Source organism: Rothia sp. HMSC072E10 (genome assembly GCF_001813965.1).
GTDB lineage: Bacteria > Actinomycetota > Actinomycetes > Actinomycetales > Micrococcaceae > Rothia > Rothia mucilaginosa_A.
Genome location: NZ_KV814491.1, coordinates 285839 through 300594 on the forward strand (window position 1 = coordinate 285839; position 14756 = coordinate 300594).

Consider the following 14756-nt stretch of genomic DNA (forward strand, 5'->3'; position numbering starts at 1 on the left):
CACCCACCGGGCAGGGAACCCCACCCCGTTACCACGCAATCACCTACTTCACGACCGCCTCAGCAAAGGAGCTAGCACCATGGCACCCGCCAACCACCCCACATACCAGCCCAACGACACCACCTACGAGGCCCTCACCCAGCTCGTCGCACCCTACAGCCTCTCACGCATCCAGCTCGCCGAAGCCATCGGCATTGCCACCAAACCCACCGTCAACACCTGGGCCAAACAGTGCTGCCCCAACCTCCCGCAAGGCGCCCCCGTACCCCTCGAACCCATCCTGCGCTACCTACACGAAACGCACCTGCCCAACCCCAAAAAATGGCCCGGAAACCACCCCTACGACCAGTACATCCTCGAAAACATCACCGCACGCATGCTCGCCCGCGCCGTCGCCACCACCTTCAGCGGAGCCAACTACCGCAAACTCGTCACCCTTACCGCAACCCTCATACTCCTCACCCGCTACTGGGACGGACCCAACGAAACCTTCCTCACCCTACTCGACCCCCAACCCAGCCACGAAACCGAAGAACACCTACAGCAGGCCATCAAGAAAACCTCCAACGTCATGCGAGACATCCTCAACGACCTGCTCCTCCCCACCCTGCACACCGCCCGCGGAACCTACCCCACCCACCAGGCACACCTCCTCACCAGCTACGCCCTCGCCGCCGGATACTACGCCGGCAACCACCCCCACGAAACCCTCAACAGCATCCATACCTCACTCGCCGCAGCAGACCGCACCAACGCCCTACCCGACGCCGAACTTACCCGCTACGTCGCAGACTTCCTCAACGCCGGCTCCTACGCCACCCACGACGACGCCGCCCTCGGATGGACCCACCCCAGCCAACGCAACCTCATCCTGCACGGAAGCTACGGCAGCTACGAAACCGCCACACAACTCATCGCCCACCTGCCCCACGCCCACCACGCCATCGCCTTCAGCGCCCCCGAAGGCACCACCAGCGCCCTAGCACCAGAACGCCGCGACGCGTTCACCCTCTACCTCTGCTACCTGCTTCTAGACGACGAAGATTCCACCGAAAAGCAAGCCGCCGACCTCTACCGCGCAGAACACTGGGCCACACAACAGACCCACACCGCCAACCGCGTAGCACACGCCGAAACCCCCAAAACCGCCACCCCCGAACCCGAAGCCACCCTGCCGGACGCCCCCGCCAACCACCTGCTCATCCTGCCCCTCGACACCCCCGCCGGCGGCCCCGACGACCTCGCCGTACAACAAAACGACGCCTGGGACGCCATCGAAAACCTCGCCCTGACCGTCGACGAAAACATCAGCCTCACCGGCACCATCAGCTACCCCCTACGCCCCGGCGAACACCTCGCCGTCCTCGCACCCCTAGACGTACTCGCAGGCTTCGGCCGGCACCTCAAAGCCGACCAGCGCAACAACAGCCAACACGACAACTTCCTCGAAAACTCCGAGATACAAGCCCGCAACCACGGCATGCGCCTGCGCGCCGTCATCGACCTCGGCCCCGAACACCTCAAAGTCAACACCAAAACCCGCCTCGGCCTAGGACTCCTACACATATTCAACACCGGTGAAAAGCCCCAAGGATCCGTCTACCTCGGCTCCCTCGACGACATGCCGCTCTACCAGCAGACCGAACACACCGGAATGCCCGAACTCACCACCGCAGCCGCACAAATCCAAGAAACCGCCTGCGGCTACCTCACCCGCGGCGAAATCACCCCCGAAGACATCAGCAGCGGCGTCATCGTAGCCTCCAACGCACTCAAAAACGCCTCCTTCGACGAACTATTCACAAACCCCGCCTCCATCAACACCCCCGTAGAAAGCCTGAGCCTACTCACCAGCCTCACCCGAAAACTACCCGCACTGCTCGAAACCCTACCCGGAACCCTCAACGTAGACGTACCGCACCTGCGCACCCCCGAAGACCGGCAATCCATCCCGCGCGGCGAAGAACACGACATCACCATCACCCACCTCGTAAGCACCGAAAAAGTGCTCACCAAAATCACCGGCCGTCAGATACACGACGCACACTACGGCGACCTAGAAGGCAACCTACAGCGCATTCGCGTTCTCGATACCCACACCCTCGGCCACTACTCCCGCTACGGAGTGCTACCCGCCGAAGGGCACTACCTGCGCTCCTTCAACCTGAGCGACACCATTCACCTCACCCAGGCCAACGACATCGTGGTCTACCCCTCCTACGACCAGACCCACGGAGGCCCCGCCGTCTACCTCAGTGAACACGGAGGAGAAGCCATCGACAAAGGCCTAACCGTACTGCGCTTCAGCCGCTACACACCCGGCGAATCCGACGCCCACACGACCCGCGAATACCGCCAACGCGCCCAGCTACTCGCGCACCTTCTGCAAGCGCTACTACGCGGCCTTACCGAAGGAACCGCGTTCGGCATCAGCACCCACATGGCCCCCGAAAAACGCAAAGCCGCCGCAAACCTCAAAGGCTGGGAAAAGAAGCCGCTACCCTACATCGACGCGCTCGCCGGTCGCACCAACGACCTCGAATGGTTCAGTGAACCCATCGAAGAACCCCGAGGCGCGGCAAATAGCACCGCCGAAGAAACGACCACCGAGGGGAACGGGGATGCATCCACCACCCACCCGGTCGCACGCTACCTGGCCAACCAGCTCAACGCCTTCGACACAGCCGAAGCTGCCCTCGCCGAAGCCCTGCACCAGGTACGGGCCGTCCGCAGCCGCTACGAACGCGACCTCATGGACAACCGCCTCGACATCCGCTCCACCCAGCACGTTGCGGTCACACGAAAGAACATAGAAGCAGAAGAACTAGCCCGGATCCTGCGAGCAGTAAAGGCCGAAGCACTGGGACTAGCCATCACCGGGGAACCCGAGATTGAAACCCCGTTCGGCTACCCGATGGAACTACCCGACTAACCCATCCCCGCTCACCTACCCCGACAAGGCCACCCCGGGGTATCGAAACCAGACCACCCAAACCACGAAGTTTCGCTTACCCCGGGGTAAAGTACCCCGCACACACCACACCCAAAAAATCAGGCATTCTAGAAACATCACCGCCGAGCACCCCACCGCAACATCGCGGATCGCTAACTCACCACGCGAAAAAGCCCGGCGCCCCAAGTACCATAGGATGCCGCACGCAGAGAGCATCCACAGACCGAAAGGAACAAACAATGGCCGAAAAGGATTGGGAACTGACCGTCCTCTCCCAGCTCAACGACCTCGGTTGGGATCTGACCAATGGTACCGGCATTCAGCCCGGCACCAGCTACACCGAGTGCGAACGCGTAACCCGCAAGCCTGACTCGATTCTGCCCATCTACAGCACCTTCCGCCACGGCCGCGAATCGAACGAATCACTACTCATCCCCGGTGAGATCAAGGACGCCCTGCGCCGCCTCAACCCCGACGCCACCGAAGACCAGCTGCAGAAGGCCTACACGACCTTGACTCGTCGTCGTAGCGGCAACCTCGTACAGGACAACAAGGACGTGCTCGACCAGATGCGTGCCGGCATCCCCGTCGAAACGAAGGCCCCCGACGGCACCCTGCGCACCCGCAACCTGCAGATCATCTCCGAAAACACCGACCAGAACACCTACCTGGCCGTGCAGCAGGTGACCGTCATCTTCAACGGCCGCACCTACCGCCTAGACGTCGTCATGTACTGCAACGGCCTGCCCGTAGGCATTATTGAGCTCAAGGACCAGGGCAAGAAGCTTAGCGAAGCCTACAACCAGATGGTCACCTACCAGAGCGAAATCCCGCAGGCCTTCACCTACAACATCGTCACCATCATGGGCCAGCCCGACGACGCACGCTACGGCACCATCGGCACCCCGCTCTCACACACCGCACAGTGGAACTACGATGCCGATGGCGCAGAGACCCCCAACGGCACCTACGACGACGAACACGGCCGCTTTAGCACCCAGCTCAGCCGCATCGTACAGGCCTTCGGAACCCCCGACATCCTGCTCGATATGATGCGACGCTTCACCCTCTTCGTGAGTGCCGGTACCGACAACAACCAGCCCCATGCCAAGATCCTGGCCAAGGCCCACCAGTTTTACGCCGTACGTGAAGCGCTCGACCGCGCCGTGAAGACCCACACCGGCAGGGGACAGGTAGGCGTCGTCTGGCACACCCAGGGCTCCGGCAAGTCCTACTCCATGCTCTTCTTCGCCCGCGCCGCCATGCGCGAGAAGGCACTGCACAACCCCACCATCGTCGTGGTCACCGACCGCACCGACCTGGACAGCCAGCTCTACATCACCTTCAAGAGCGCCGAAAGCGTGCTCCCCGAGAAGCCCATCCAGTTCGAATCGCGCCGCGAACTCAAGAACCGCCTCAACGACATTCAGGCCGGCGGCATCTTCTTCACGACCCTGCAGAAGTTTGGCCTGGAAGAAAACGACGAGAAGTTCCCGCAGCTCTCCGACCGCTCAAACATTATCGTCATGGTCGATGAGGCGCACCGCTCCCACTTCGAAACCCTCGAAGGTTACGCGCACAACCTCAACATTGCGTTGCCCCACGCTAAGTACATTGCGTTCACCGGAACCCCCATTGACAAGGAAAACCGGAGCACCCGAGCCATCTTTGGTGACTACATCCACACCTACAGCTTCGACCGCGCCGTCGAAGAGGGGGCAACGGTGCCGCTGCTCTACCAGCTGCGCCACGTCAAGATGAACAAGTCTGAAGAAGCTGAAGTGGCAGGCAAGTCCTTCGACGAACTCTACGACCTACTCGAAGCAGAAATCGCCGCACAGACCACGCTCGAACAGACCACGGTCATGAAGATGCTGGTTTCCGAAGAGCGTCTCAGCGAAGTCGCCAAGAACATCGTGGAGCACTGGGAAGAACGCCGCGAGTACATGCGTGACGAGATGAACTGCCAGACCGGCAAGGCTATGGTCGTTACCTCCTGCCGTGAGCACGCCGTGCGACTCTACCACAAGATTGCGGAGCTGCGCCCCGACTGGGCCCCCGAAGGCGGCGCACAGGACTTCAAAACCGGCCGCATGCAGGTGCTGATCTCTGGTACCACCGGCGACCCTGAAGAACTTGCCCCCTTCCGTCGCAACAGGGCAGCATCCAGCGAGGTGGAGCGCCGCATCAAGGATCCCAAGAATCCGCTGGAAATCATTATCGTGGCCGACCGCCTGCTCACCGGCTTCGACGCGCCTGTACTGCACACCATGTACATGGACCGCGTGCAGAAGGAACACAACCTGATGCAGACCATCGCCCGCATTAACCGCACCTACAAGAACAAGCAATCCGGCCTGATTGTTAGCTTCATGCCCATGCACACCAACCTGCATAAGGCGCTGAGTCAGTACGCAACCGGCCGAGGAGAAGTCAACTTCGACCCGACCACCCGCGCGCTGAAGCTCCTGGAAGCCCTTCAGAATACCTACGCTCAGCTCACCGAATACCTGGGGACCGACTGGTACGCCGTAGCTGAAGCCCACGCCAACGGCGATGACCACCCCCAGGAATACACCCATGCGTTGATTCGACTGCAGAATAAGGTCCTCGGTTACGAGCAGGATGCAGAACGCTCAGCCCAGGGCGGAGGGACTCAGGTTTCTAAGAATCTGGGCGCTGTGATTGACCTGTACCGTCAGCTCGTTCCCGTCCGGGAGACGCCCGACATCGCTAAGGTGCTGACCGAGGCCATGATTGCGCGACTCGAATTCCTGCGCGAAGTGCACAAGGGCGTGAAGAACCGCCGCCTGACGGACCGCGCTTACGGCCACGTTGCAAACCCTGAAGAGATTAAGCGTCAGATGGCACGGCTCTTCAACGAATCCGTGGAAAGCAACGGAACCAGCATCATCGCGGCGGATGACGAAGGTGAGACCATCATCGACCTGCGCATGCTGACTGATGACGCCATCGAGCGTCTTTCTGACTTGGAGGTTGCCTCCCTGGTGGCGCAGAACGTGGCTGATGTGGTGACCATGCAGATTCGGAGCTCTCTGAAGGGGCAGCAGGTGCGCGTTGTGTATTTCATGAAGCGTCTTGAGGAGCTGCTGAAGCACTATAACTCCCTGGAGCAGAAGAGCACTCAGGACCTGAAGGATTTACTGCAGGCTATCCGTGCGCTGGCGTTTGAGGCGGAGCATGATGGGGAACGTGGCTCCCGTCTGGGCCTGTCCACCCAGGAAGTACGGGTCTTTGACGAGCTGTGCGCCGTTGATGTTCTGAGCCAGAATCTGGAGGAAGATGAGCTGGTAATGTTGGCTCACCAGCTGAAGGACTCTGTCATTGGAGCTGCGTCTCTGGATACGGCGGATAACACCGGCAAGGCTACGTTGAAGGTGCAGATCCGCAGTAAGCTCCTCAAGTTCCGCCCGCAGCTTGGCTACTCTTCTGAAGAGTTTGAGAATCTAGTGGGGGAGGTATTCGCCCACCTGGAGGATTTGAGCCTCTAACTCCTCCCTCTTACGCTAAGAAGCCACATGTGTTGCGAACACATGTGGCTTCTTGCGATTATCTGTGGTGGGTGTGGCGTTGTTTGATTATTCTCAATGCCGAGGCTTTACACGGCGACGGGTTCTTCGGTGCGTACCGCATGGTAGGTGGCATTGCTGACCGTCACACCGTACTGGCGCGAAGCGAGCTTGAGGATTTCCTCCACCGTGTAAATACGGAACACGCCGCCGTCGGTGGTCTGCGCGTACTCGCGCAGCAGCTGGCGGTTGGCGAGCTGACGAATCGGTTTGCCGCTGGCAGCCGCGGCGCGCACCTCAGCGCTATTGCGCAGCCACAGGTCGCGCACCCCGGCGGTCACGAAAACGCAGTCGGTACCCTTCACCCGGGTTGAAGCCTCGGCGAGGCACTGGGTCCACAGCGCAAAATCGGCGTCAAAATTGGCGCTGGGCAGAAGCGGGTGGCCCTGTTCCGCGGCCTCTGCGAGCTGCTGATTGTAGCGTTCCGGGCTGGGGGCCGCGCCCACGTGTCCGGTGAAGAGGCGGTTCAGTCGCGGCAGAATCGTGTCATCTTCGCGGCGGGCCACGTTGATGGAACCGGTGTCGGTGGTGGGCTCGAGAATCCTCATAATCTGGGCGATGGAGTGGTCCAGCTGGTGGGTGACGGAGCGCAGGGCACTCCAGGGCGAGCCCTTCTCTTCGGGGAGAGTTTCTTTGAAAGACGCGAGGGCCGAGCGAACGCGATCGGCGGCCGCCGGTACGGGGGAGGCGCCGTCGAGGGCCGCCCAGAATTCCTTGAGTGCCTGGTGGGGGAGGAATGCGTGGCCGCGCAGCTGCGAGAAAGCACGGATGATTTCGTCGCTGGTGCGAGCGGGGTACTGGTAGAGGCTGGCCAGTGCGGTGGAGTCAAAGATGACGAGGATTCCGGGGTGAATCGATGATAGAGTGGCGCGATCGAGTTCCTTGTACTCAACGAAGTCGGAGTACAGGGTTCGCGTTTGTCGGGTGATTGACATGTGTCCCCTCCGGGTATGCGGGTATGGTCGGTCAAATGCGAGTGCCGGAGAAGTCGAGGAGAATAATCCATTCCAGTTTATCGACCTCCGGGTGCAGGTGAGGGACTTTCTGGACAAATATTTGGTTTATTACTTGCGTACCTGTCGCAGACGGGTGTTATCGCAGGTCAGGGCCTTCTGGGGAAGACTGCGAACACCTGTGAGATGGGCCGCGTGGGGTGCATTTGAGCAGGTGTGCAGGCCTGTCGCTGTCGCAGGTTTCGGCCTCGCTCTTCTGGCCATCGGAGGAAATATCACAGACCGTCCCATGAGGGTCTACTGGAAGTATAAAACAAAATATGCAATTCAGTGCAAAATGTGGACGTTGTGTTACATCTCTACAGGTCACGCCCACAGGACACACGGCAGAACCCGGGTGGTAGTAGATGAACTTTTGTCTACTCCTGTAGACTTGAGGTGATTGAAATTTAATAAAGGAGATAGAGTAATGTCAGAGCTGACCACTCAGAACCAGGCGGAGGAGCAGGCTCCGGCTCGCACCGTTGTCGTGGCAGAAGACGAGGCACTGATTCGCCTCGATATTGTCGAAATTCTGAAGGACCAGGGTTTCGATGTTGTCGCCGAGACCGATAACGGTAAGACCGCCGTCGAGCTCGCACAGAAGCACCGCCCCGACCTGGTTCTTATGGACGTGAAGATGCCGATCATGGACGGCATCACCGCTGCGGAGGAGATCGCGAAGGAACAGATCGCCCCCGTGGTCCTGCTGACTGCCTTCAGCCAGAAGGAACTCGTGGACCGCGCCGTGGACGCGGGCGCTATGGCATACGTCGTCAAGCCCTTCACCCCCAACGACCTGATCCCGGCCATCGAGGTGGCCATGAGCCGCTACGAGCAGATTCGTGCGCTCGAGAAGGAAGTGGGCACCATCCGCGACCAGTTCGAGACCCGCAAGCTGGTGGACCGCGCCAAGTCCCTGCTCATCACCAAGATGAACCTGACCGAGCCGGAAGCATTCCGCTGGATTCAGAAGACCTCCATGGACCGTCGACTGTCCATGCGCGAGGTGTCTGACACCATCATCAAGCAGCTCTCCGCTTAGCGGTTCTCATCTCGCAACTCATCGCAGAGCGATTCGGCGTACGACTTTCGCGATGTGCGAGATAACCAGGCACGAATACGTGTCAGCACCCCTTTGACCGTGCTTTTGAAGACTTCTCAACCGACGAGAAACCAGCTCGAAAGTGCACGCACGACAGGCTAAAGAGATAGGCAAACATTCGGATTTGCCGACACACACGCAAAGCATTAACAAGCGCCCCGCCCCTCACGAAGAAGCTGAGGGACGGGGCGCTTGCGTTGCCTATGACGGATTGCGCTTATGAGTCGCGGCGGACGGTTAACGCAGGTAACGGCTGAGTTCGTCGTCGGAATCCTGCGGGCCGTTGAGCGGACGCGCGGTGGGCGAACCTGCCCAGAGCATGCCAATGGTGCCCAGCATGACGCCGAGCCACCAGAAGGATCCCGGGTTGTTAATCGCGGTCACCAGGCACACCAGCATCACGCCGATGGCGATGGGCAGAATAATGCGCTTGGCGCGCACAATCTTGGGGTAGCGCTTGAAATAGGGGGTGCGCTCGCGGGCCATGGTCGTCCTTTCGTCGGGGTCGTTCCCTCTACCTTAGCTTAGGCCTTGGGGCGGGGAATGAGCATGTTCGTGATGCGCGCGGTGCAGGTGGTGCGGCCGCGCTCATCCACAATGTCGATGGTGTGGATGCACAGCGTACGTCCCAGCTTGACGGCGGTGCAGGTCGCGGTGACCACACCGGATACCGCCGGACGCACGTGGGTTGCGTTGATGTCAACACCCACGGCCACGAGGTCTTCGCCTCCGTGCACGCCGGATGCGAGCGAACCGAGGGTCTCGGCGAGCACAACGTTCGCGCCGCCGTGCAGCAGGCCGATGGGCTGGGTGTTGCCGGCAACCGGCATGGTGGCGACGGCGCGTTCGGCGGTCAGCTCCTTGAACTTGATGCCCATGGCGGGGATAAGCTCGCCCATGCCGCGGGGGAAATAGGAGTGCAGGTGCTCGGGAACGCCGGTCTCAATCAGCTGTGCTTTGATCTGTTCGGGGGTGAGTGTGGTGGGTGCCGCCGCCCGGACGGGTGCGTGCTGCGTGTTGTTTTCAGTCATGGTCTCCAGTGTACCCCTCGGCGTTTGATGCTTCGGGCGGGTGGTTTTTCGCGAGCGCCCGCGGGCACGCGTGGGCCCCGCCTCCCGAACGGGGGAGACGGGGCCGAAAACGTTATGCAAGCGGGGGATGGCTAGGCGGAGATGGCCTCTGCCTTTTCGATGTCCTCGTCACGGATTTCCTTATCGGGGTTCGTGCCGCTTGCCTTGGAAATGTGCTCGGTCAGGGTTGCGATGGTCGCGTCACCGGTCACGTTGGTTGCGGTGCCCAAGGAATCCTGAGCCAGGTACAGAGCAATCATCAGGGCAATCATGGATTCGTCAAAACCGAGCATGGACTGCAGCAGACCGATTGCGGTCATCACGCCACCGCCGGGAACGCCGGGGGCGGCAACCATCATCACACCGAGCACCAGAATCATGGGGATCAGGCTACCGAAGTCGGGGTGCTGACCGGTCATGAACAGCACAGCCACCGAGCAGGAGGTAATGGTAATCATGGAGCCGGAGAGGTGAATGGTCGCGCACAGCGGAATCGCGAAGTCCACCACGCGGGGGGAGATGCCAGCCTTCTTTGCCGAACGCACGGTCACCGGGATGGTCGCAGCCGAAGACTGGGTACCGATTGCGGTGAAGTATGCCGGGAGCATGGTCTTGAGCATCTTGAAGGGGTTGCGGTGAGAGACTGCGCCAGCCACCGAGTACTGCAGGGTCAAGGTAATCCAGTGCAGAGCAAAAATCATGAGGAAGACAAAGATGAAGACCGTGAGAATCTTTGCCACCTGACCGGCGAGGGTCATGTTCGCGAACACACCCAAAATGTGCACGGGCAGCAGGGGGATAATCACGTAGCTGAGCATCTTCTCAACGATGACCTGGAAGTCCTCGAAGAGGTTCAGCATCGCACGGGTCTTTAGTGCGGTAATGCCCAGACCCAGGATGAAGGAGAGAATCAGTGCGCTCAGCACGCCCATAATCGGGGTCAGCTCGAAGGAAATGTAACCCTTGGACAGCGCGTTCTCGGGGTTGTCGAAGGAGGCGAGCTGCTGGCCCTTCAGGATGATGGGGTAGAGCAGCAGTGCGCTGGTCAGTGCCAGGAAGCCGGCAAGGATGCTGGAGAGGTACGACAGGCCCACGGTGATGCCGAGCATCTTGCCCGCGCCCTGTGCGAGTGAGCCAATGCCGGGCACGATGAAGCCGATAATAATCAGCGGAATCGCGAAGCTCAGGAAGGCGCTGAATACGGTAGAGAAGGAGACGAAGAGCTGCACAATGAGGTCGGTGGGGATGGCTGCACCGGTGGCGTCATTGATGCCGCTAATCATTCCGGGGGTGAAGAGACCGATGAGCACACCCGCGCCGATTGCGATTGCAATCCACAGGATCAAGGGGATTTTTTTGAGTACCTTCATGGGTTCCTAAATGAGGGTTCGTTGTGTGTTGAGCGCGGGAGGGTGCCCTCACAGTCCGGTGAATCCTGCCGGTGAATTCTGGGTAGAGCTCTGCCTATGAATACACGGGGTGTGGGGGTTTCCTACGCTGGAGGCGATAATTAAGGTTATATATTATCCGGAAACTGTATTATTATCCACCTCATATAGTGGCTTGGGGCACAATATTTGTGAGAAAAATTGGCCAAACGCGCTTCACGGGCACCTATATATGAGGTAAAACTCTTTCCCGGCACCCTGCTATTCCGCCATATGGCACGGCGCCGGCACCCCGTACGGCGGAGGCGACCCGCGCCGAAACCCGCGGGACCGGAATCGATACACTAGAGGGGTGACTACTGCGAATAACACCCTTCTGCTCATTGACGGACACTCCCTGGCCCTACGCTCCTTCTTCGGCATCTACACCATGGCCGAAAAGACCGGCCAGCACATTTTCGTGCGCAGCGACGGCCAACACACCGAGGCCGTGCACGCCTTCCTCTCCACGCTGCTGAACATCATCAAAGATAACCAGCCCAGCCACATCGCCGTTGCCTTCGACCTGCCCGGCGGCACCTTCCGCACCGCCGAATACGGTGAATACAAGGGCGGCCGCAACGCCATCCCCGAGGCCTTCGACGGCCAGATCGATCTCATCAAGAAGATGCTCGGCGCGCTGAACATTCCCGCGCTCACCTACGAAAACTACGAGGCTGACGACATCGTCGCCACCCTGACCCGCCGCGGCACCGAAGCCGGCTACAAGGTCCTCATCCTCTCGGGCGACCGCGACATCTTCCAGCTCGTCACCGACGAGGTCACCCTGCTCTACCCGGTCACCACCGGCCCCTCCAAGGGTATTCAGCGCATGGACCCCGCCGCCATTGAAAAGAAGACCAAGGTGCCCCCGCACATGTACCCCGACCTGGCCGCCCTCACCGGCGAGCAGGCCGACAACCTGCCCGGCGTACCCGGTGTGGGTCCCGGCTTCGCCGCCAAGTGGCTCGGCGAGTATGGCTCCCTGCAGGGCGTGCTCGACAACCGCGACAAGATTGGCGGTAAGAAGGGCGAGGCGTTGCGTGAGAACGTGGATAACGTGGTGCGCAACCGCCGCCTCAACCAGCTCGTCAACGACCTCGACCTGAACGTCACCCTCGAAGACACCGCCTTCACCCCCGACCTGGACGCTCTGAACGCCTTCTTCGACGAGGTGGAGTTCCGCACCATCCGCAAGCGCGCCGCCGACACCCTCGGCCCCATCGTGCGCGCCGCTGGATCCGCAGGCGCTACCAGCTCCACCGCAGAAGCAGGGGAGGAGGGCGCCTCCAAGAAGGTCCCCGCCGGACCGGTCTACGCACCCATCCCCGTCGAGGCCCCGCAGGATGCCACGGATGCGGCCGCCTTCCGCGCCTTCTGCGCCGCCGCTGCCGAAGAGAACTACGGCGAAACCCCCGAAGGCGCACCCATCCCCGTGCCCGAACGCCTCGAAGGTGCCGTGACCCTCTACCCGGTCACCAACCTGCCCGTAGCACGCCCCGCCATCGGCGACGAACCCGCCGTCAAGGTCACCAAGACGAAGATTCGCACCGCCGAGGAGAACCCCGAACTGCTCGGAGTGCTCCTGACCAGCAAGAGCGCCAGCCTGTGGGTCGATACCCGCAGCATCGACCCGGAGCTCGACGCCGCCCTCGCCGCGTGGCTCTCCGACCCCGCCGCCCGCAAAATCGTTATGGACCTCAAGGTTCAGCGCAAGCTTCTTCGCTCCTACGGCTACGAACTGGCCGGCGCCGTCGAGGACCCCGCGCTGTCCTCGTACATGTGCGGCTTCATCCCCACCGCAACCCGCAAGCTCTTTTCCGAACGCATGGAAGACCTCGCCGAACGCTACCTGTGGATCCCCAAGGAACCCTACGCGCAGCTGGTCTTCCAGCCCGAGACGCGCGAAGAACCCTCCCTGTTCAGCCTGCCCGGCGAAACCGAACCGGTCGAGAACCTGCGCTACTTCACGCAGATTAGCCGCATCATCCACGAGCTTGCGCGCCTGCTGCACTACGAGATGGAAGAGCACGGCCAGCTGAAGGTCTACGAAGAAATCGAGCTGCCGCTACTGTACGTGCTCGCAGACATGGAGCAGGCCGGCATCGCCGTCTCCGATGCGCTCCTGACCGAGCTGCACGACACCTTCTCCGCACGCGCCAACCAGGCGCAGGAATCCGCCCGAGCCATCATCGGCGGGGAGGTCGCCACCGAGGACGGCGAGGAGCCGCTGAACCTCGCCTCCGTCAAGCAGCTGCAGACCGTGCTCTTCGAGACCCTCGGCCTGCCGCACACCCGCAAGATTAAGTCCGGCTACTCGACCGACGCCGAATCCGTCACCGAGCTGCTCTCCAAGATCTCGCCCGAATCCGACGGCGCAGCCTTCCTTGGTGCGCTCATCGCCTACCGCGACAACATCAAGCTCGCCCAGACCGTCGAGGGCCTGCAGAAGGCCGCCACCGAGGACGGACGCGTGCACACCACCTTCCAGCAGGGTGCCGCATCCACCGGTCGACTCTCCTCGACCGCGCCGAACCTGCAGAACATCCCGATTCGCACCGAGGAGGGCCGCCGCATCCGCGGTGCCTTCATCGTGGCTCCCGAGCCCATCGACGGCGTGGAGTACGAGGGTCTGCTCACCGCCGACTACTCGCAGATCGAAATGCGCATCATGGTGCACCTGGCCGCCGACGAGAAGCTCATCGCCGCCTACGAGGCGGGGGAGGACCTGCACCGCTACGTCGGTTCCGAGGTCTTCGGCGTCGCCCCCGAGGACGTCACCCCCGAGCAGCGTTCCAAGGTCAAGGCCATGTCCTACGGCCTGGCGTACGGCCTGTCCCGCTTCGGACTCGCCAAGCAGCTGAACATCAGCTCCGACGAGGCGGGCGAACTGCGCACCAACTACTTCAAGCGCTTCGGACGCGTGGGCCGCTTCCTGCGCGGCGTGCTCAAGCAGGCACACCAGGACGGCTACACCGAAACCATTTTCGGCCGCCGCCGCGTGCTGCCCGACCTGGACTCGCCCAACCGTGTACGCCGCGAAGCCGCCGAACGTGCCGCCCTCAACGCCCCCATTCAGGGCACCGCCGCGGACATCATCAAGATCGCCATGATCAACATTCACCGCCGCCTGCGCGAGGAGGGTCTGAAGACCCGCATGCTGCTGCAGATTCACGACGAAATCATCCTCGAAGTCGCCACCGGTGAGCGTGAAGCCGCCGAACGCGTACTCGTCGAGGAGATGAGCGGTGCCGCCTCCCTGCGTGTTCCGCTGGATGTGCAGGTCGGCTGGGGCAAGTCCTGGCAGGAGGCGGGCCACTAGGCTCGTTTCTTCCGTTTGGCTCCGCTTGGAAAGGCTGGGGTACTTGGCTCGGCGGGGGATGCACGGTTCCGCTGGAAAAGGCAGTGCTCAGCTTTGCTCCGCTTGGAAAGGTGGTTATCGTCCTCGTTCCTACAGGGAACCCGCCCTCGCTTCGCTTCGGGCACCCTGATGTCACGTTCGGACGATACCGCCTTTCCGCGCTGGGATAACGGGTGACCGCGTTTTCCGAACGTGTACTTCGAGTAGCCGCTCTCGGCCCCACGGCCGGAGCGTGCCGGTGCACCTTCCGGAAGCGAC

At 61.4% G+C, this 14756-nt stretch carries 8 protein-coding genes; 4 read left to right on the forward strand and 4 right to left on the reverse strand.

Annotation, left to right across the window (positions count from 1 at the left end; translation table 11 throughout):
• The first annotated feature begins 79 nt into the window (after positions 1-79).
• Together HMPREF2944_RS09295 and HMPREF2944_RS06565 are read left to right on the forward strand one after the other, a co-directional pair.
• Positions 80-2932, forward strand: coding sequence for a hypothetical protein (locus tag HMPREF2944_RS09295; protein ID WP_070681693.1), 2853 nt, complete (start codon positions 80-82; stop codon positions 2930-2932).
• Between the two features lie 260 nt (positions 2933-3192).
• Positions 3193-6465 carry a type I restriction endonuclease subunit R gene (locus tag HMPREF2944_RS06565; RefSeq protein WP_070681697.1) on the forward strand — a complete coding sequence of 1091 codons (3273 nt, stop codon included), beginning with the start codon at positions 3193-3195 and terminating at the stop codon, positions 6463-6465.
• A 107-nt stretch (positions 6466-6572) separates the two neighbouring features.
• Here HMPREF2944_RS06565 and HMPREF2944_RS06570 read toward each other — a convergent pair whose 3' ends face one another.
• The gene (locus HMPREF2944_RS06570) at positions 6573-7478 is read right to left on the reverse strand and encodes a PIN-like domain-containing protein (RefSeq protein ID WP_070681699.1); all 906 of its coding nucleotides are present in this window, start codon (positions 7476-7478) and stop codon (positions 6573-6575) included.
• Positions 7479-7965: 487 nt separating this feature from the next.
• Between HMPREF2944_RS06570 and HMPREF2944_RS06575 the strand changes: the two genes are divergently transcribed.
• Entirely contained in the window at positions 7966-8580 is a 615-nt protein-coding gene (locus tag HMPREF2944_RS06575; RefSeq protein WP_049334095.1) for an ANTAR domain-containing response regulator, read from the forward strand.
• A 297-nt stretch (positions 8581-8877) separates the two neighbouring features.
• Here the strand turns inward: HMPREF2944_RS06575 and HMPREF2944_RS06580 are convergent, their stop codons facing one another.
• The 3 genes from HMPREF2944_RS06580 to HMPREF2944_RS06590 form a co-directional block, all read right to left on the reverse strand.
• A complete protein-coding gene (locus HMPREF2944_RS06580; RefSeq protein WP_070681702.1) occupies positions 8878-9126 on the reverse strand; it encodes a hypothetical protein in 249 nt (82 codons plus the stop codon).
• Positions 9127-9164: 38 nt separating this feature from the next.
• Positions 9165-9671, reverse strand: a complete 507-nt coding sequence (locus HMPREF2944_RS06585; protein ID WP_049346240.1) for a PaaI family thioesterase — start codon at positions 9669-9671, stop codon at positions 9165-9167.
• Between the two features lie 131 nt (positions 9672-9802).
• Positions 9803-11080 (reverse strand): dicarboxylate/amino acid:cation symporter, encoded by a 1278-nt coding sequence (locus tag HMPREF2944_RS06590; RefSeq protein WP_070681705.1) that lies wholly within the window; start codon positions 11078-11080, stop codon positions 9803-9805.
• A 370-nt stretch (positions 11081-11450) separates the two neighbouring features.
• On the opposite strand from HMPREF2944_RS06590, the gene polA reads away from it, so the two are divergent.
• Positions 11451-14459, forward strand: coding sequence for a DNA polymerase I (gene polA, locus HMPREF2944_RS06595; protein WP_070681708.1), 3009 nt, complete (start codon positions 11451-11453; stop codon positions 14457-14459).
• Positions 14460-14756 lie beyond the last annotated feature (297 nt).

What these genes read in the sequence shown, in the direction of transcription:
- HMPREF2944_RS06585 (WP_049346240.1), bottom strand. Translation starts at nt 9,671, where the DNA reads ATGACTGAAAACAACACGCAGCACGCACCCGTCCGGGCGGCGGCACCC.
- HMPREF2944_RS06570 (WP_070681699.1), bottom strand. Translation starts at nt 7,478, where the DNA reads ATGTCAATCACCCGACAAACGCGAACCCTGTACTCCGACTTCGTTGAG.
- HMPREF2944_RS06565 (WP_070681697.1), top strand. Translation starts at nt 3,193, where the DNA reads ATGGCCGAAAAGGATTGGGAACTGACCGTCCTCTCCCAGCTCAACGAC.
- HMPREF2944_RS06590 (WP_070681705.1), bottom strand. Translation starts at nt 11,080, where the DNA reads ATGAAGGTACTCAAAAAAATCCCCTTGATCCTGTGGATTGCAATCGCA.
- HMPREF2944_RS09295 (WP_070681693.1), top strand. Translation starts at nt 80, where the DNA reads ATGGCACCCGCCAACCACCCCACATACCAGCCCAACGACACCACCTAC.
- HMPREF2944_RS06580 (WP_070681702.1), bottom strand. Translation starts at nt 9,126, where the DNA reads ATGGCCCGCGAGCGCACCCCCTATTTCAAGCGCTACCCCAAGATTGTG.
- HMPREF2944_RS06575 (WP_049334095.1), top strand. Translation starts at nt 7,966, where the DNA reads ATGTCAGAGCTGACCACTCAGAACCAGGCGGAGGAGCAGGCTCCGGCT.